The 18,263-nt window shown below is 50.2% G+C and carries 24 protein-coding genes; 22 read left to right on the top strand and 2 right to left on the bottom strand.

Annotation, left to right across the window (positions count from 1 at the left end; all coding sequences use genetic code 11):
- Positions 1–738: 738 nt before the first annotated feature.
- Positions 739–1,395 (bottom strand): LexA family protein, encoded by a 657-nt coding sequence (locus ACW14G_RS05880; RefSeq protein WP_271458705.1) that lies wholly within the window; start codon positions 1,393–1,395, stop codon positions 739–741.
- A gap of 99 nt (positions 1,396–1,494) precedes the next feature.
- Here ACW14G_RS05880 and ACW14G_RS05875 point away from each other — a divergent pair, with 99 nt between their 5' ends.
- The 16 genes from ACW14G_RS05875 (at position 1,495) to ACW14G_RS05800 (ending at position 11,355) form a co-directional block, all read left to right on the top strand.
- On the top strand, positions 1,495–1,692 hold the full coding sequence (locus ACW14G_RS05875; RefSeq protein WP_271458704.1) for a Cro/CI family transcriptional regulator: 198 nt from the start codon (positions 1,495–1,497) through the stop codon (positions 1,690–1,692).
- Positions 1,693–1,720: 28 nt separating this feature from the next.
- Positions 1,721–2,275 carry a YmfL family putative regulatory protein gene (locus ACW14G_RS05870; RefSeq protein ID WP_455648539.1) on the top strand — a complete coding sequence of 185 codons (555 nt, stop codon included), beginning with the start codon at positions 1,721–1,723 and terminating at the stop codon, positions 2,273–2,275.
- A gap of 163 nt (positions 2,276–2,438) precedes the next feature.
- Complete coding sequence (locus ACW14G_RS05865) at positions 2,439–2,618, top strand: DUF4222 domain-containing protein (RefSeq protein WP_455648538.1); 180 nt, start codon at positions 2,439–2,441, stop codon at positions 2,616–2,618.
- The gene (locus tag ACW14G_RS05860) at positions 2,608–3,534 is read left to right on the top strand and encodes a conserved phage C-terminal domain-containing protein (RefSeq protein ID WP_455648537.1); all 927 of its coding nucleotides are present in this window, start codon (positions 2,608–2,610) and stop codon (positions 3,532–3,534) included. Before ACW14G_RS05865 ends, ACW14G_RS05860 begins: the two co-directional genes overlap by 11 nt.
- Positions 3,531–4,352, top strand: coding sequence for a DNA adenine methylase (locus ACW14G_RS05855; protein ID WP_455648536.1), 822 nt, complete (start codon positions 3,531–3,533; stop codon positions 4,350–4,352). The genes ACW14G_RS05860 and ACW14G_RS05855 overlap by 4 nt, the downstream gene beginning before the upstream one ends.
- Complete coding sequence (locus tag ACW14G_RS05850; RefSeq protein WP_455648535.1) at positions 4,349–4,567, top strand: hypothetical protein; 219 nt, start codon at positions 4,349–4,351, stop codon at positions 4,565–4,567. The genes ACW14G_RS05855 and ACW14G_RS05850 overlap by 4 nt, the downstream gene beginning before the upstream one ends.
- Positions 4,564–4,884 carry a LexA family protein gene (locus ACW14G_RS05845; RefSeq protein ID WP_455648534.1) on the top strand — a complete coding sequence of 107 codons (321 nt, stop codon included), beginning with the start codon at positions 4,564–4,566 and terminating at the stop codon, positions 4,882–4,884. The genes ACW14G_RS05850 and ACW14G_RS05845 overlap by 4 nt, the downstream gene beginning before the upstream one ends.
- A complete protein-coding gene (locus ACW14G_RS05840) occupies positions 4,881–5,267 on the top strand; it encodes a RusA family crossover junction endodeoxyribonuclease (protein ID WP_455648533.1) in 387 nt (128 codons plus the stop codon). The genes ACW14G_RS05845 and ACW14G_RS05840 overlap by 4 nt, the downstream gene beginning before the upstream one ends.
- Positions 5,268–5,348: 81 nt before the next feature.
- A complete protein-coding gene (locus ACW14G_RS05835; RefSeq protein ID WP_455648532.1) occupies positions 5,349–6,005 on the top strand; it encodes a phage antirepressor KilAC domain-containing protein in 657 nt (218 codons plus the stop codon).
- Entirely contained in the window at positions 6,002–6,991 is a 990-nt protein-coding gene (locus ACW14G_RS05830) for a DUF968 domain-containing protein (protein ID WP_455648531.1), read from the top strand. The genes ACW14G_RS05835 and ACW14G_RS05830 overlap by 4 nt, the downstream gene beginning before the upstream one ends.
- 12 nt (positions 6,992–7,003) lie before the next feature.
- The gene (locus ACW14G_RS05825) at positions 7,004–7,606 is read left to right on the top strand and encodes a DUF1133 family protein (protein WP_455648530.1); all 603 of its coding nucleotides are present in this window, start codon (positions 7,004–7,006) and stop codon (positions 7,604–7,606) included.
- Between the two features lie 330 nt (positions 7,607–7,936).
- Positions 7,937–8,923, top strand: coding sequence for a DUF4747 family protein (locus ACW14G_RS05820; protein WP_455648529.1), 987 nt, complete (start codon positions 7,937–7,939; stop codon positions 8,921–8,923).
- 2 nt (positions 8,924–8,925) lie between these two features.
- Complete coding sequence (locus tag ACW14G_RS05815; RefSeq protein ID WP_455648528.1) at positions 8,926–9,588, top strand: hypothetical protein; 663 nt, start codon at positions 8,926–8,928, stop codon at positions 9,586–9,588.
- Positions 9,589–10,009: 421 nt separating this feature from the next.
- A complete protein-coding gene (locus ACW14G_RS05810) occupies positions 10,010–10,258 on the top strand; it encodes a class II holin family protein (RefSeq protein ID WP_064546093.1) in 249 nt (82 codons plus the stop codon).
- 1 nt (position 10,259) lies between these two features.
- The gene (locus ACW14G_RS05805; RefSeq protein WP_455648527.1) at positions 10,260–10,799 is read left to right on the top strand and encodes a lysozyme; all 540 of its coding nucleotides are present in this window, start codon (positions 10,260–10,262) and stop codon (positions 10,797–10,799) included.
- Positions 10,800–10,893: 94 nt separating this feature from the next.
- On the top strand, positions 10,894–11,355 hold the full coding sequence (locus tag ACW14G_RS05800) for a lysis protein (protein ID WP_455648526.1): 462 nt from the start codon (positions 10,894–10,896) through the stop codon (positions 11,353–11,355).
- A 49-nt stretch (positions 11,356–11,404) separates the two neighbouring features.
- Here the strand turns inward: ACW14G_RS05800 and ACW14G_RS05795 are convergent, their stop codons facing one another.
- Positions 11,405–11,689: a hypothetical protein gene (locus tag ACW14G_RS05795; protein ID WP_455648525.1), complete on the bottom strand. Its 285-nt coding sequence runs from the start codon at positions 11,687–11,689 to the stop codon at positions 11,405–11,407.
- Between the two features lie 129 nt (positions 11,690–11,818).
- Here ACW14G_RS05795 and ACW14G_RS05790 point away from each other — a divergent pair, with 129 nt between their 5' ends.
- The 6 genes from ACW14G_RS05790 (at position 11,819) to ACW14G_RS05765 (ending at position 18,259) form a co-directional block, all read left to right on the top strand.
- Positions 11,819–12,400, top strand: coding sequence for a hypothetical protein (locus tag ACW14G_RS05790; RefSeq protein ID WP_455648524.1), 582 nt, complete (start codon positions 11,819–11,821; stop codon positions 12,398–12,400).
- A gap of 336 nt (positions 12,401–12,736) precedes the next feature.
- Complete coding sequence (locus ACW14G_RS05785; RefSeq protein WP_455648523.1) at positions 12,737–13,249, top strand: terminase small subunit; 513 nt, start codon at positions 12,737–12,739, stop codon at positions 13,247–13,249.
- Positions 13,221–15,143 (top strand): phage terminase large subunit family protein, encoded by a 1,923-nt coding sequence (locus ACW14G_RS05780; RefSeq protein WP_455648522.1) that lies wholly within the window; start codon positions 13,221–13,223, stop codon positions 15,141–15,143. The genes ACW14G_RS05785 and ACW14G_RS05780 overlap by 29 nt, the downstream gene beginning before the upstream one ends.
- The gene (locus tag ACW14G_RS05775) at positions 15,143–15,349 is read left to right on the top strand and encodes a phage head-tail joining protein (RefSeq protein ID WP_271458677.1); all 207 of its coding nucleotides are present in this window, start codon (positions 15,143–15,145) and stop codon (positions 15,347–15,349) included. Before ACW14G_RS05780 ends, ACW14G_RS05775 begins: the two co-directional genes overlap by 1 nt.
- A complete protein-coding gene (locus ACW14G_RS05770) occupies positions 15,346–16,938 on the top strand; it encodes a phage portal protein (RefSeq protein ID WP_455648521.1) in 1,593 nt (530 codons plus the stop codon). The genes ACW14G_RS05775 and ACW14G_RS05770 overlap by 4 nt, the downstream gene beginning before the upstream one ends.
- Positions 16,919–18,259, top strand: a complete 1,341-nt coding sequence (locus ACW14G_RS05765) for a S49 family peptidase (protein ID WP_455648520.1) — start codon at positions 16,919–16,921, stop codon at positions 18,257–18,259. Before ACW14G_RS05770 ends, ACW14G_RS05765 begins: the two co-directional genes overlap by 20 nt.
- Positions 18,260–18,263: the final 4 nt, after the last annotated feature.

Raw genomic sequence — 18,263 nt, 5'->3', positions numbered from 1 at the left:
TTTCTCCGTGTTATATGCGCCCTGCACGGCGCTGAATTTTGGTTGCACGAATCCCTCACCCGAAAGTGATTAAAAGTTTTGGGTTTCGTTTCAGTAAGCACCCAGGGTAGGGCACTTAGTGAAACGGGCGACTGCCATCGCCTGTTAGCTTCTCCACTCAACTGGAAGCGCGCTCCGGTTGGCTGATTTTACGACTGACACACTTAACGAAATGGACAGAGCGCGCTTTCAGTTGAGTAAAAAGGGCGGTACCAGAGAACTTCAAGGGATGGTACTGGTACCGCCAATGCTGCCTACAGCTATCTTACTTCCTGGTAACTAGGGTTGTGGTGGTGGTGCCTCCACCTGCCGGGGCGACCATTCCCGGCGACGTACACTAACCAAGACACATATTCATTTTTAAGCTGAATAAGCTGGTGGCCTCGTCACGTGCGCACAGCCGCAATTACCACAACTGGAAGCGCACTCCGCTGTTTTCACACCTGTCACCCATAACTGGTAGAAAGGAGTGCGCTCTCATGTTGTGTGCCCTGAAAAAGCTGGCGGTGACCGCGGACATAAGGGAAAACACGGGCCGCCAGACGTTGATACAAGGCATATATCTGTAACAGAGCAGCTACCGTAGATGTAGCATGCTGCTGATGTAATTAATGTAGGATAACTTACAAAGAAAGGTCAAGTAAAAATGTTGGATAACTTACATTAAGAGGTGAAAAAAAACCGGGTGGCCCGGTTTTCTTATAAATCCATTATTACTTGTCTTACTAATCCGACCAATCTACAGTTGCCGTTAACCTCAAGCATTCTGTAATTGGGGTTGAGGGGTACAAGATATTTTAACGGCCCATCAATGACGAATTTTTTAATGGTAGCTTCATCGCTACCCATTAGCTGGGCAATGACAATTTTTCCGTTAGCCTGACTAGCATCTCCAAAGTCAGGTTCAACTACAACGATGGAGCCCTCGGGGATACTTGGCGCTCCATTCGGATTGGTCATTGAGTCACCGCGGACTATGAGCGCGAATGCGCTCTCTGATACCGCGGCAGAAGTATAAACCCAGTCTTGAATATCGCTTTCAGTAATAGCGCCGCTATTTGCTGTCCATTCACCAGCCTGTACCCAAGTCAGAACTGGAACTGACCTGATACCGAATCTTTGCTCCGGATTCATGGTTGGAGGCTGTAGGCTTCCATCATCTTTCCCGTCAAGCAGCCACTGTGGCGTCTTTTCAAGAGCAGCAGCGAGTGCCTGAAGGTTCTCACCACCAGGTTTGTAGTCACCGGATTCCCAGCCAGTGATGGTGACGCGGTTTACCCCGACAAGCTTCGCCAGGACAGATTGCGTCATCTTCAACTCTTTGCGTCTGCTTCGGATTCGATCATTCATTTTCATGTAGGCAATCCTACCACCTTTCGATGTAGGAATGCTTGACCGCATAATGTAAGATATCCTACTATCAATGCACTGCATTACCTAACTCCAGAGGACAAAATGAAAAAAAATGATGTTATTTCTTACTTCGGCGGTGTTGGGAAAACCGCTAAGGCGCTGAATATCTCTCATGCATCAGTGTCGGGCTGGGATGAGGTTATCCCGAAAGGGCGTGCATTCGAGATCCAGGCACTGACGAAAGGAGATTTGAAGGTTGACCAATCACTGTATGAAAAGCGTAGCCATTCAGCCGCGTGAAAGAAACCACAGAAACAAGGGGTTAACCGTGGGTAACGAACCTATTTGGAAAGTCGAACGTCAGCCAGCCTGGCTGGTGGCCGCGATTAAAAAGACGATTACCGATCTGCCGGGTGGATATGCCGAGGCTGCAGAATGGCTAGGCACAACAGAGAACGCGCTGTTTAACCGATTACGTGCCGAAGGTGATCAGATTTTCCCGCTGGGATGGGCGATGGTGTTACAGCGTGCTGGTGGCTCAAATCATATCGCTGACGCCGTTGCGCGACACTCACAGGGCGTATTCGTGCCGCTGGCGGATGTTGATGAAGTAGATAACGCCGATATTAATCAACGCCTGATGGAATCCATTGAGTGGATCGGCCGCCATTCAAACTTTGTGCGTAAAGCCACTGCCGACGGGGTAATTGACGCAGAAGAACGCGCCCAGATTGAGGAGAACAGCTATCAGGTGATCGCTAAGTTCCAGGAGCACGTCACGCTGCTTTATCGAGTTTTTTGCGTCGCTGAAAAGAGTGACGCCCGCGAGTGTGCAGCTCCGGGCGCCTTGGCGTGTCGTATCAGTGGAGAAACTAACGCATGAACAGTGTAACGGCTTTTAACCGTTTACCGCAACTCAGGATGATCCCGGTGCCGGGTTCTCCGTTGTTTCGGTATGAGCGCAGATTATCAAACCGTTGGGTGCCGTGTAACCACAGTCGGGCGGCCTCAATTGTGGGGGTCTACTACCGGAGGGCAAAACGCTTGTGCGCGAACTTAACCGGTGGTTCCGGGATCACCGCGGTATCCCAGTCCGAGTTATACGCTGGGAGCCAGAAGCCCAGCGCGTTGTCTACCTGCGCGACAGCTACCCACACGAGTGCTTCAGTCCACTCGAACTGTTTCGAAAAAAGTTCAGGGAGATAACTGAAGATCATGAGCACTAAATTAACAGGTTACGTATGGGACGCATGTGCTTCGTCAGGCATGAAGTTATCCAGCGTTGCCATCATGGCGCGTCTGGCTGACTTCAGCAGTGATGAAGGCGTTAGCTGGCCGTCTATCGGCACCATTGCCCGTCAGATTGGTGCAGGTGAAAGCACAGTACGGACTGCCATTGCTCAGCTTGAAAAAGACGGATGGCTCTCCCGCAGACAGCGCCGAAACGGTAACCGTAATGCATCGAACGTATACCAACTCAATGTTTCCAAGCTGCGTGAGGCTGCTTTTTCTCACCTGTCAGAATCTGACGCATCAAAAACTGACGCCTCAAAATCCGACGCATCAAATTCTGATGCATCAAATTCTGATGCATCAGAATCCGACCCGTCGAAATCCAGCAAAGAAGGCGGTTTTCACCCGTCAGAATCTGGTGGGGATCCGTCAGTAAAATCAACTACTGATCCATCAGATAAAAAACCTTCTTGTCCGGTTGCGTCGCAACCAGACGATGCTGAGGAGGGTAATCAGGTCGAGACGGATGTTTTACTGGCTGAAAACGCGAAACTGGTGCTGAAGCATCTCAACCTGGTAAGCGGCTCACGATTCCAGATGTGTCCTGCATCGCTGGATAACATCCGCGCCAGGCTTCGCGAGGGGTTCTCAATGAACGAACTCATGCTGGTGGTGGATTACAAGCACGAGCACTGGAACGGCACAAAAGATTACCAGTACATGCGGCCTAAAACCCTGTTCATTCCGGGCAACTTCCCCGGATACCTCCAGATCGCTACCCGCTGGGAAACGAAAGGTCGCCCAGCACGTAAGGACTGGGACAAGCACCGCCGTGAGACTGCACCAATTCGCGCCAGCTTCTCTGACGTGGATTACTCACTGCCTGAAAACACGGGGTTCCGCTCATGAGCAAACCATTCCTGAAGTGGGCGGGTGGTAAGTTCACCCAGCTGAGCGATCTGTTTCAGCACATCCCGATTGGACTTCGCCTGATTGAGCCGTTCGTCGGTGGTGGTTCGGTGTTTCTCAACAGCGATAAGCACGCCAATTTCCTGCTGGCCGATGTGAATCCTGACCTAATCAATCTGTACCAGATGCTGGCGGTTGTGCCGGATACGGTCGAGAGCAGCGCGCGCTGGATGTTTGAGCGGATGGGAACGCCGGAAAATTTCGAGCTGATCCGCCAGGAGTTCAACGCCCAAACTCTGGACGCTGCTGAACGTGCAGCTGCGTTCCTGTACCTGAACCGCCACTGCTTCAACGGCCTGATGCGCTACAACCTGTCTCACCAGTTCAACGTGGGCTGGGGCAAGTACAAAGCGCCGTACTTCCCGGAGAAGGAACTCAAAGCCTTTGCAGGCATGGCGCACAACTGCGTGTTCATGACTGCCGGTTTCCGTCGGACGATCGGCCTGGCCGGGAAGGGTGATGTGGTGTATTGCGATCCGCCGTATGAACCGCTGCCGGGTACCAGTGGTTTTACTGCATATTCCGCTGGTGGCTTCACCTGGGATAACCAGATTGAACTGGTGGAATGTTGCGTTGCTGCACATCGTCGTGGCGCAAGCGTTGTTATCTCTAATTCAATTGCGCCGCGTATCGTGGAGCTGTACGAACAGCACGGATTCCGTCTGCACACCATTCCGGCGCGTCGCTCAATTTCCTGCAAAAGCAGCACCCGCGAAGTTGCCAGTGACCTGGTAGCCGTACTGGAGGTGGTCGAGTGAAGCCTGAGCATGAAAATGCTGTTCGTGCAGCAGCACGCCGTTGTGCAGAGGAACTGCGCGCCGCGATGCGGGTTAAGCCGAAACCTGTGTGGAACAAGGTGTGTCCACCGATCCTGCGTAAGCATCATCAGCAGGTCGCGCCACTGGGCGTCAGCCTGATTGAATTCAACAGTGTTATCGGTCGGATGAATGGCCGTTTCGGGGAGGAGCTATGAACGAGTTAACACCGCGTCAGGGTGATGTTCTGAATGCAATCAGGGATTACAAGGCCCGAGTGGGCTTCCCACCGACGATGATTGAACTGGCGGGGCTGATCGGCTGTGCATCGCCGAACGCCGCCGCAGAACATGTGAACGCACTGAAGCGTAAGGGCTATATCACCGTCGCACCAGGAGTAGCCCGCGGGATAGCGATAACTGGTGATACCGTGGATCACGATGCTGTTTCGATCGTTCGGGCCCTGCTGGAAGGCAAGGACAACGCTCGCGAAGTTGCCATCGCCTGGCTGAAAGCGCAGGAGACCGCATTATGAGGCTGGTTCTGCCGTTCCCGCCGAGCGTGAACACCTACTGGCGCGCACCGAACAGCGGCCCATTGAAGGGACGCCATCTGATTAGCCAGAAGGGCCGCGAATTCCAGAGCGCAGCATGTACAGCCATTATCGAGCAGCTACGCAAGTTACCCAAACCATCATCCGAAGCCGCAGCGGTGGAGATCACCCTGTATCCACCAGACCAGCGCCGCCGGGATATAGACAACTACAACAAAGCGCTCTTTGACGCGCTGACGCATGCAGGCGTGTGGGAGGACGACAGCCAGGTTAAACGGATGCTGGTGGAGTGGGGACCAGTGGTACCTAAGGGGAAGGTTGAGATAACGATCAACCGATATCAACCGGCGGGTGCAGCCGCCTGAGTGGAGAAAAGCATGAACCAGATGAATATCACTGTGAATTGTCCGACACATCACGCCGCTATGTCAGGGCAGAGCATTACGATGTCCAGTCGTGAGATCGCTACGCTGGTGGATTCCCGGCACGGCAATGTGTGTGTGACCATTGAACGACTGATGAAAAGTGGCGTAATCGGGGGGTATGCTGCATTGCAGTACACCCATCCCCAGAACGGTCAGACCTACCACCATTATGAAGTTAACAAACGCGACAGCTATGTGATTGTCGCTCAGCTTTGCCCTGAGTTTACCGCCCGACTGGTGGACCGCTGGCAGGAACTGGAGCAGGGCATTCAACCGAAGGTACCGCAGTCATTTTCCGAGGCATTGCGCCTGGCTGCTGAGCTGGAAGAGCAGAAACAACGCTTGCATGAAGAACTGGCCCTCGCCGCGCCAAAGGCTGAGTTTGTGGATCGTTACGTCACGGCTTCCGGTTCAATGTCGTTCCGCCAGGTGGCGAAGTTGCTGAACGCCAAAGAGCCGGAGTTCAGGTTATTCCTGCTCGATAACCACATCATGTATCGCCTGAGTAACGTGCTGACGCCGTATCACCAGCACATTGAGGCAGGACGCTTCGAGGTGAAGACTGGGACCACGAACGCATCAAACTACGCCTTCAGCCAGGCGCGATTCACACCCAAGGGGGTGAAGTGGATTGGTGGTCTGTGGGCAGAGCATATCGCTAAGGGGCATACAGCGTGAGAGCACTGTTAACACCGGAAGTAGCCCCGCGTCTGGGTATTGTCCTTTTCCGGCCTGGCGCTGAACTTATGGGGTTGTTTACCCGTGGCCGTGTGCTGCTGGAAACTGAGCCGCAGGGATACGCGAACTTTTCAACCGGCGCGATACCTGAAGCCGCTCAACCGCTCGCCGCCGATCCGTTTATGGCTGGTGTGTTTGAAGATGAGAGGGTAGTTAACGCCGCGGGCGGGATTCCGGGCCTTGAGGGCTGGCTTGAACAACAACTTGTCTGTCAGTGGGAACTCAGCGACTACCATGACCACAATTTCACGACGTTGCGCCGTTCCCCTGGTGCCCTCCGTTTGTGCTGGCACTGTGATAACCAGCAGCGTGACCAGGCGACTGAACGTCAGGCAGGCATTGCGAGGGCAAACCTGGTATCCTGGATTATCTCTGTTGCGTGTCGTGAACTTGGTTTTCCTCCGGAACATGAACTGACCCTGCCGGAGTTCTGCTGGTGGCTTGTCACCAAAGACCTGGCTGAAGTTATCCCGGAGAGTATCGCGAGAAAAGCATTACGCATGCCGCCGGAACGCCATCAATCTGTGATGCGTGAAAGTGACATTGTTCCGGCTAAAGCGGCCACGCAGTTGGTGCAGGAGAAAGCCAAAAGGGTCGTAGCGTTAAAGATTGACCCAGAAACGCCAGAATCCCTGATGTTGAAGCCAAAGCGTCGACGCTGGGAGAACGATAAGTACACCCGTTGGGTAAAGTCGCAGCAGTGCATGTGCTGTAACAATCCGGCAGACGACCCCCACCACCTGATAGGCCATGGGCAAGGTGGAATGGGTACTAAGGCACACGACCTGTTTGTGATTCCTCTGTGCAGAGAGCATCACGACGAGTTGCATGCCAGCCCTGTGGCATTTGAAGCGAAATACGGTGACCAGCTGGTGCTGTTGTTTCGCGTTTTAGATCGTGCGCTGGCAATCGGCGTACTGGCGTAGTGGAGACGCATAATGATTAATCCTTCTGAAGTTGGCAAAGCAGGCGAAATGGTTCGCCTCCGAACTCTCGAAAGCATCTGGATTCAGGGCAAGCTCCGCATGTGGGGCCGCTGGTCGTATATTGGCGGTGGTTCTGGCGGGAACATGTTTAACCAGTTGCTGGCCTCCGGAAAAATCACCAAGACCGCAATCAACGAGGCGCTGCGTCGTATGAAGAAAGCGGGTATCAGCAAGCCTGAACTGGAAGCATTCTTCAAAGAGATCCTCGAAGGCAAAAACAAAAGCGGCCTGGCGTTCTGTTCGGATGAAGAAGCGCTGAAGATTGACTCAGTAATCAGCGCAGAGCTTTTGCGTTCGGATAACAAGGGGCTGCATAAACTGATTGAAGATCGCTATGTTTATCGAATGAGTAAGAAAGCCATGGCTAGACATCTCAATGAAAAACACCCTGAATGGTGCCTGAGAACGTGCGAGAGTCGCATTGACGTCTGGCTAAGTATTGCAGAATCGACGCTGTACAGGCCAATGTGTGACGTATTCGGCACAAATGGCGACAGATTCTACTTGAATGATTGCGCGGAAAGTGCTTCAATTATGTTAAGCTCGGGACGTTAAACCGAACTGAGCAACAAACATTAAGAACCCGCCACTGCGCGGGTTTTTTGCTTTTAATAATCAGATTGGTTTGTAAACTGATAAAGCCTCTATTCAGTAATGCTTATTTAAATGAAAGAGCAAATAATATTGAATATTTTCAATGTGTTGCATCTTAATTTATCGTTAATGGATGCGTGTGTGGTCAGCCACATTAAGGTTAAGATACCTTGCTAAAGCCTGTAATTATGTACATATCTGTATGAAAAATCAGGTTTATTTATTGGATTTATCCTATTCTAAAGTTGAAAAAACCAAGTCAAAAAACTACATTGGTGCCATAAAAATCCCATGGAACAAGTAATTATGGCAATTTATAAATTTTACAACGTACAGCTTTTACCCATTGATAAGAGCGTTTCTGAGGTTGGTGTTGATGGATACTGCCGTCTTTTTGAAGGTGTTGGGTCTCTCATACTAGAATGTAAAGAAAAAAAAAGAAAACTCAGTTCTATTGCAACGAAAATGCGCGGCGAAATGTTTTTTGCGCCTTTTTCAGTGACTGTATATGAGTATGACAAGACTGATAAAAAACGTGTTATCTATGGTTCTTTCTTAAAATTTGATGATGTTAATGTCCTTGTAGACACAAATAGCGGTGAGACTGAATACAGGTCTAAAGGGAATACTAGTAGTAAGCGTTATGACTTAGAGTTCTTTTTCGATCCTAAGACTCACACGCTTGCTATTCATGACACAAAAGGTTTACCAGCGAGAACACCTCTTATTCATGCATTGAATGAGATCTTAGGTACTCAGGCCATTCGACTTTTCAAAAAACATAGTTTAGAAATTGAGGAACTTACTTCAGCAGATTCAATTACTGAATTTCTTGAATTGCCTAAAAAAGGATATAAGAAGTATGAAGGGATTGTGACTTTTTCTAATTCTGATTCCTTTGATGAGATTATTGAAAGTGAGTTAAAACTTCGAGAGCAAGAGTTAAAGGATAAACATGTTTCGAAGTGGAAAACTAGCTATAACAGTTTTAACAACTCAGTTATGAGTGATCTGCCTGAGCAGGCAAAGGTTCAAATGGCGTTGGCAACCAAATATGGTAATGCTGAAGTTTCATATCTAGATGAAAATGGTAATAGACAGAAATATCAAATGGAAAATTACCCTGTTAGAGAACAACTGACCCTCAAAGAATATAAAGGGGTAACGGGAAAAGCCATAGCTGTGTTAAATTTAATAAAACGAGCGATTGCAAAAACAAAACTTGTTCCTAGTACTATTAAAAATAACAAGAAATTTTTAGATGAAGTTGGAGATTAATCATGGATAACAATGCGGACTTCAATGAAAGGATGTATTGTCGAATAAGGCAAGTTCCTATTATTGGAGCGATATTCCGCATTGTTAATGCATATGCTTATCAGGGCGATAGCCAATGTAATAAGAGGGTCGCCCCTTTTTTTAAATGGTGGCAACGGGTTTTTAAAAAATCAGTTTATATTATTTTCCTAGTCGAACTTATTGTTGTTTATTATCAAGGGGATGTATCAAAAATCCCTTGGAAACCTGATGATTCAATTCTTTCTGTTTTCCCTAGCGTGTTAGGGTTTGGGATTGGTGTTTTTGCTCTTCTATTTGTCATGCCTGAGAGTTTTTTAGTGTTCATGTCGACAAACAAAAAAAGGCTAACTTTTGGGCCGGAAATTGTACCTGTAGACATTGCGTATCCATTAGTTATCTTCACAATTGCTCTATGCTGGTCTGTATTAAATAAAGTATTTACTAATGATTTTTTCTCTTTTGTTAGTATGTTTTTATTCTTCTACGGTATGACAATGGCATTCGAGTTGATCTCATTTTTGTTCAACTCATCACTGTTAATACAAAAGATCTCCCTTAGTGAATATAAAAGGGTGATGAATCGCAAAAAGGAAGAAGAAAGGGTTAATAGATGGAAAAAAAGAAGTAGAAACATGCGAGATTGATTTTTTTTACAATTTTGAATGTTGAGTGGTGTTTTGGGAGGTATAAATGTCACTGTTTTGGGAATACATGTAAAGAATGCTCATCTTTCACCTAGTTAATAAAAGAAATTTAAAGGCTAGGTCAAAGTAAACATCGACCAGTTCACTAATCAATCCGTCAGGGTAGAAAATGAAACTCTAGTTTTTATTCATTTACTTTGTAAGTTGTCTATTGTTTTTTGCGGGGGATAATCACTCTTAGCTAGATGAAGATGATAATTACTGATTGCTAAACACAATACACCCCATCCCTGGCATACGCCGGGGATTTTCGTTTTCGGGCTCCGGGAATCAATCCTAACTTACCCTTTGTCATAAGAGCCCGCGAGCCTGATCCCTTTCCAACACACACAGCACCCGCCACGCAGCGAGGTGAGAGACTATGAAAATGCCTGACAAAATCTTCTCGGCGGCCACGTACTGCACGTCAGGCGGCCTAATTTGCACAGGGTTAGCGCGTGTCTATGACTGGTTTCATGGGCTTGACTGGAACTTTATAGCTCTTGTGAGTGGCGTAGTTCTGGGCATAGCGACCTTCTTCACCAACCTTTACTTCAAACGACGGCAGACGAAGGCATACGAAGATGCCCTTGCGCGTGGCTACATCACTTCACCACCACAGGATCATTGATATGGCATCGACAAAAACAAAGCTGAGCGCTGCCATGCTTGCCCTTATCGGTGCTGGTGCTACAGCGGAGGCATTATTCGACCAGTTCATTAACGAGAAAGAAGGTAATGCGCTGGTGGCTGTTGTCGATCCTGGTGGTGTCTGGTCCCTATGTCATGGCGTGACGGTTATCGATGGTAAGCGCGTTGTCAAAGGTATGACCGCCACCGAAGCACAGTGCAAGAAGGTTAACGCCATTGAGCGTGACAAGGCGCTGGCGTGGGTTGACCGCAATATCAAAGTGCCACTTACCGAACCGCAGAAGGTTGGCATCGCGTCGTTCTGCCCTTACAACATCGGGCCAGGTAAATGCTACCCATCAACCTTCTATAGCCGCATGAACGCCGGTGATACGAAGGGTGCCTGCGAAGCTATTCGTTGGTGGATTAAAGACGGTGGCCGCGATTGCCGCCTGACCAAAGGCCAGAAGAATGGCTGCTATGGTCAGGTGGAACGGCGGGACCAGGAAAGCGCGCTGACGTGCTGGGGGATAGACCAGTGAAACCAAGCAGCATTTGTTTCATCGCGGCTGGTGTGCTGGCCGTTATGGGATTACCTGGATGGGGATGGTTCCTGTTTGTGGGAGTGATCCTCCTATGAGTCGATTCACGATAATTACCTGCGCAGTAATTATCGCGGTCATTAGCGCTTTGGGTTGGGCTATTAACCACTACCGCGATAATGCCATCACCTACAAAGACCAGCGTGATAAAGCCACTGAACAACTCATCCTAGCGAACGCGACCATCGGCGATATGCAGGTGCGCCAGCGTGACGTTGCCGCGATCGATGAGAAATACACGAAGGAATTAGCTGATGCGAAAAATCAACTTGATGACCTGCAGCATTGCGTTAGCTCTGGTAAGTGCGGGCTGCGCATCAACGCAACCTGCTCCGCGAACGGAACGGCCAGCGCCACCAGCCTGGATGATGCAACCGGCCCCCGACTTACTCACGCCGCTGAACGGGATTATTTCACCCTCAGGGAGCGAATCGAAACCAGCGGGAAAATGATTGCTGGGTTACAGGATTACATCCGGCAGCAGTGTATGAGGTGATGGCGACCATAAAAAGGCGCACTTGCAAATGCGCCTTATGAAGGCATAGCTATGGTTTAGGGAAGTATGCACTGAAGGAATAGTTCGGCTTCTGATTGCTGATTATCAGTATTCCATCATCGTCGATCCACTCCATATCCTGATAGTCGGTATCAAAATACTGGTGCCCCTCTACTGGGAGACCAAAATCGAACGTAATCTTGTTGGTCTCCAATGACACCGCCACATCGTACTCATTGCCATCAACATAGGCTACGACCTTCGCATACGGTTCTCTGCTGATCTGGCAGTGGCTGCGGCAGGATTGTGCGGCAATTACTGACTCAATACTCATAACAACTCCTGTTTGAAGTAGGTATGCTATCAATGTATACAAAGCATGACTGCTATTACAGCAGATATTCACTGAGTGCCTGTCATAATGCTTTCCGCTACAATTACCTCATAACAAAGCGAGGTGAAGATGGTTACAGATTATATTGCCTACGAGTCTATGGTAGCGGCGCGAGAGACTGCCAAATGGACCTTTTGGATTATGTGGGCTACATGGTTTGCAGGTGCAGCTACATTTAGTGCGGTTGTTGTCTCCTTATGGCTTGCTAGGCGCGGTGAAAAAATAGATATCAAATGTACAGTAGGAGAACGAGATTTAATCATTAAAAATGTAGTGGGCAGCCAAGTTAAAAAAGGTATTGCTATCGAAATAATCAACAGAACACGCTTTGCGATCACTATATCAAATGTTGGCTGGGACTGTGGTAAAGGTGTCTATTTTACCCAAATGTTCGGAGATAAAGAGTCAGATACACTCCCTAAAAAAATTGATTACGGAGAAAGGTGTTTTCTTTGGATTGATCTGAATGAAGCTGATAATTGGTATTATCAGATTTCTAAGAAACTTTTAAGTAATGGGAATGAGAAAAGAATCAAAGGTATGAAATTATTGGTTTCCACTACTACAACCAAACCATTTTTGTTTAAACCAGAAAAAAATCTTCTATCTAATTTATCTCAAGCCATAGAGAAAAACAGGACAGAATCCTAACTCCGCCTTCGGGCGGTTTTTTATTACCACCCTAATTTCATCCCAGAGATCCGTTTTTGAAAAAATGGAAGTCATAACCATAATGACGCAAGAGATAATTATTATCGTTTACGGGTCCTTTCCGGCATATCGATGCGCTACGGGGCGGCGTCCGCGCAGATTATCGCTATTTATGAAATTTTTCCGGGAAGGATGTCCGGTTTGTTTTGTCTTTAACATATTGAAATTAAAGAGAAGTGATTAACTATGAACCGGACATGTGGTTTTTTACATCACTTTCCGGATAGTTCCGCCGTTTGAAGTGGGAGAGCAGGTTAGAAATAGATGAGGTGACGTGTGGCAACTCAGGTGGAGGTGGCGGAACATTTACGCCTGACGGAACGGCAGTTGCGCAGGTTGCAGAAATTACCAGGCGCGCCGGTTCCAAAAAAACGGGGCGAGCTTGATACGGACGAGTGGCGTTATTTTTATCTTTCTTACCTTCAGCGTAATCGCAATTCCCGTACGGATGACGACAGTGGTGATGACGATCATGAAGAGAAATTGTTAGTTGCCAGAATTGAACTCACTTCAGAACAGGCTATCGCACAGAGATTAAAAAACCAGATAGCTGAGCACAAGGTTATTGATACCGCCTTCTCTATTTTTGCTTTGTCCCGATTATCCGGGGAGCTGGCATCTGTTTTGGACAGTATTCCGCTTTCGATGCAAAGAAAATTCCCTGAGTTAACCGATCGGCAATTGGCTTATCTAAAAGAGCTGGTTGCTAAAGGGGCTAATAAATGCGTTGAGTCAGCGGAGAAAATGCAGGATTTTGCGGATGAGTATTACAGAAATACAGATGAATAATTTTGTGCAGGCGGTGAGGGAAGGTCTCTCTGTCCTGAAGCGACCATTACCGATGACACCCGTCGAATGGGCAGACGAAAACTACTATTTGCCAAAAGAATCGGCATACCAGGAAGGGCGATGGGAAACCCTGCCATTCCAGGTGGCAATTATGAATGCGATGGGGAATGACTACATCCGTGAGGTGAATGTCGTTAAATCAGCGCGCGTTGGCTATTCAAAGATGCTTCTTGGCGTCTACGCCTACTTTATCGAACACAAGCAGCGTAATTCTCTGATCTGGCTGCCCACCGATGGTGATGCTGAGAACTTTATGAAGTCTCACGTAGAACCCACTATCCGGGATATCCCTTCGCTTTTGTCGCTTGCCCCCTGGTACGGTAAAAAGCACCGCGATAATACGCTCAGCATGAAGCGTTTTTCCAACGGTCGTGGTTTCTGGTGCCTGGGTGGAAAGGCGGCGAAAAACTACCGTGAGAAATCTGTAGATGTTGCCGGCTACGATGAACTGGCGGCATTCGATGAAGATATCGAAAAAGAGGGGTCGCCAACTTTCCTCGGTGATAAACGTATTGAAGGCTCTGTCTGGCCGAAATCAATTCGAGGTTCAACACCCAAGATAAAGGGAACCTGCCAGATTGAGCGAGCCGCCAGTGAATCCGGGCACTTCATGCGATTTCATGTTGCCTGCCCGCACTGCGGGGAAGAGCAATATCTGAAATTCGGCGACAGGGAAACGCCATTTGGGTTTAAGTGGACGCCAGGCGAACCGGCCAGCGTGTTTTATCTCTGTGAGCATAATGCCTGTGTGATTAAACAGCAGGAACTCGATTTCTCAGAGGCCCGCTATATCTGTGATGAAACGGGGATCTGGACGCGCGATGGCCTGAACTGGTTTGCATCCTCTGGTACCGAAATTGACCCACCTGACAGTGTCACATTCCATATCTGGACGGCATACAGCCCGTTTACCACCTGGGTGCAGATAGTGAAAGACTGGCTCAAGACGAAAGGAGACACAGGGAAGCGTAAAACCTTCGTGAATACCACGCTGGGTGAAACGTGGGAGCCGAAGATCGGCGAACGTCCTGATGCAGAGGTAATGGCGGAAAGGAAAGAGCATTTCTCGGCGTCTGTCCCGGACCGGGTGGCCTACCTGACTGCCGGAATAGATTCACAGCTCGATCGCTACGAAATGCGCGTCTGGGGTTGGGGACCGGGTGAAGAAAGTTGGCTTATTGACCGGCAGATCATCATGGGGCGTCATGATGATGAGGCGACACTCACCAGGGTGGATGAGGCGATTAATAAAACCTACACCCGAAAAAATGGCGTAGAGATGTCTATATCCCGTATTTGCTGGGATATCGGCGGTATCGATCCAACTATTGTGTATAACCGCTCGAAAAAGCACGGTCTGTTTCGCCTGATCCCTATCAAGGGAGCTTCTGTGTACGGAAAACCTGTCGCCAGCATGCCGCGTAAACGGAATAAGAACGGTGTTTACCTGACGGAAGTGGGCACGGACACAGCGAAAGAGCAGATTTATAACCGTTTCACTCTACAGCCTGAAGGTGATGAACCTCTTGCCGGTGCGGTGCATTTCCCCAATAACCCGGATATTTACGATCTGGCAGAAGCGCAGCAGCTTACCGCAGAAGAACAGGTTGAAAAATGGGTGGACGGTAAGAAGAAGATCATGTGGGACAGCAAAAAGCGACGAAATGAGGCTCTGGACTGCTTTGTCTATGCGCTTGCGGCCCTTCGGATCAGCATTTCGCGATGGCAGTTGAACCTCGATTCTCTTTTGGCGAGTCTGCTGGAGGAAGAGACGGGGCGAACCACTAACAAGACCCTGGCGGACTATGCTCGGGCATTATCTGGAGACGAATAATGGCGACACAGACTGATCTGGATGCCGCCCGCGCTGCGTTGCATGACCTCATGATGGGAAAGCGGGTGGCAACGGTGCAAAAAGACGGTCGGCGGGTTGAGTTCACCGCGACCTCAGTCACTGACCTGAAAAAATACATTGCCGAGCTTGAGTCACAGGTTGGCACCACTCCACGACGCCGGGGACCGGCAGGATTTTACGCATGAAAACACCTGCTTTGTTAGGGCCGGACGGTAAAACCGCATTGCGGGACTACGCCGGGTATCACGGTGGTGCTGGTGGCTTTGGCGGTCAGTTACGCGCCTGGAACCCACCGAGCGAAAGCGCGGATGCTGCGTTATTGCCTAATTTATCCCGTGGTAATGCGCGAGCTGATGATCTGGTTCGTAATAATGGTTATGCGGCAAACGCCGTGCAGCTTCATCAGGATCACATTGTCGGTTCCTTCTTCCGACTGAGTTACTGCCCGAGCTGGCGTTATCTCGGTATCAAAGAAGAAGAAAGCCGCGCATTTGCCAGGGAGGTGGAGGCCGCCTGGTATGAGTATGCGGAAGATGATTTTTGCGGGATCGATGCTGAGCGCAAGCGGACGTTTACGATGATGATCCGCGAAGGTGTCGCGACTCATGCATTTAACGGCGAGCTGTGTGTCCAGCCCACCTGGGACAGTGATTCAACGCGGCTCTTCCGGACACAGTTCAAGATGGTAAGCCCGAAACGCATCAGCAACCCCAATAATGCCGGAGACACGCGAAACTGTCGGGCGGGTGTCAGAACCAACGACGGTGGTGCTGCACTTGGCTATTACGTCTGCGAGGACGGCTATCCGGGATGGATGGCGCAGAAATGGTCCTACATTCCGCGCGAGCTGCCCGGCGGCCGTCCGTCCTTTATCCATGTATTTGAACCGCTGGAGGATGGACAGACGCGCGGAGCCAACGCGTTTTACAGCGTCATGGAGCAAATGAAAATGCTCGATACGCTGCAAAATACGCAGCTCCAGAGCGCTATCGTTAAGGCGATGTATGCGGCCACGATAGAAAGTGAGCTGGATACGCAAACCGCGATGGACTTTATTCTCGGCTCTGACAGCAAAGACCAGCAGAGCAAGATGACGGGCTGGCTGGGTGAAATGGCCTCGTATTACACCGCTGCGCCGGTTCGCCTTGGTGGCGCGAAGGTTCCTCACCTGATGCCGGGCGACTCCCTGAATCTTCAGTCAGCACAGGATACGGATAACGGCTATTCGACCTTTGAGCAATCGCTGCTGCGTTACATTGCGGCAGGGCTTGGGGTGTCCTATGAGCAACTCTCGCGAAACTATTCGCAGATGAGCTACTCCACGGCTCGTGCCAGTGCTAACGAGTCCTGGGCGTTCTTTATGGGCCGCCGCAAGTTCGTTGCAGCCCGGCAGGCCTGTCAGATGTTTGTGTGCTGGCTGGAGGAGGCCATTGTCCGCCGGGTGGTGACGTTGCCATCCAGAGCACGATTCAGTTTTCAGGAAGCGAGAACAGCCTGGGGTAATGCCAACTGGATAGGCTCAGGCCGTATGGCAATAGATGGGCTGAAGGAAGTGCAGGAGGCCGTAATGCTCATTGAAGCGGGGCTGAGCACCTATGAGAAGGAGTGTGCAAAGCGCGGAGACGACTATCAGGAAATATTTTCGCAGCAGGTACGTGAAACGATGGAACGTCGCGCTGCTGGTCTAAAGCCTCCAGCCTGGGCGGTTTCTGCCTTTGAGTCTGGACTGAAGAAATCAAATGAGGAGGAGAACGATGACGCCCGAGCTGCGTAATCTCCCGCATATCGCCAGTATGGCTTTCAATGAGCCGCTATTACTTGAACCCGCCTATGCGCGGGTTTTCTTTTGCGCGCTTGCTGGCCAGTTGGGTATTACCCGCCTGACCGACACCGTGTCAGGCGTGACCCTTGGCGCAGAGCAGATGGCTGAACCGCTGGCGCTCTTTGGCGATGATGATGACATGGAGCCAAAACCGGCACGAAGCTACCAGGTCACTAACGGGATCGCAGTGCTGCCGGTATCCGGGACTCTGGTCAGTAAAACCCGCGCTCTCCAGCCATATTCGGGGATGACGGGTTACAACGGCATTATCGCCCGTCTTCAGCAGGCCATCAGTGATCCGGGTGTTGACGGCATCCTTCTGGATATGGACACCCCTGGCGGAATGGTGGCGGGGGCTTTTGACTGTGCGGACATTATTGCCCGTATGCGCGATATCAAACCCATCTGGGCGCTGGCCAACGATATGAACTGCAGCGCAGGCCAACTGATTGCCAGTGCTGCCTCGCGCCGGCTTGTGACACAGACAGCCAGAACGGGATCGATTGGGGTCATGATGGCCCATAGCAATTACGGTGCAGCCCTGAAAACCAGCGGTGTCGAGGTCACGCTGATTTACAGCGGCGATCACAAGGTAGACGGGAACCCCTACGAGAAATTACCCAAAGAAGTACGCGCAGATTTTCAGGCGCGCATTGATGCTACCCGGCAGATGTTCGCTGAAAAGGTGGCGGGTTATACCGGCATGTCGGTCCAGGCCGTTCTGGACACTGAAGCGGCTGTATTTTCAGGCCAGGAATCAGTAGACAACGGCCTGGCGGAGCAGCTGGTCAACAACATGGATGCGCTGAACGTTATGCGCGATGCAATTAATAAACGAACGATGATTTCCCGAGGAGGAAGCATGAAAGGTACTACTGCATCCGCAGATACCACTCAACCAGCAGCAACCGTTGCTGCTAACCAGCCCGTGGCCACAGCTGACGCACCCGCTGTGGTCATTGACCCTGCAACTACCGCATCGGTTGATGTGAGCAGCCAGGTCGCGGCGGCGGTCGCTGCTGAAAACGGCCGCATTATGGGGATCCTGAACTGTGAAGAGGCAAAAGGGCGCGAATCACAGGCACGCGCACTGGCTGAAACGCCAGGCATGACGGTGGAGAGTGCGCAGCGCATTCTTGCCGCCGCGCCTCAGAGTGCTCAGGCCCGCACGGATACCGCGCTGGATCGTCTGATGGAAACAGCACCCGGCACCGTAGCGGCAGGGAGTTCATCTGCTGATGCGGGTGACGATTTGTTAAATACGCCTGTTTAAGAGG

The sequence above is a fragment of the Kluyvera sp. genome, from assembly GCF_965301105.1.
This window is presented reverse-complemented; position numbering and strand designations above follow the sequence as displayed.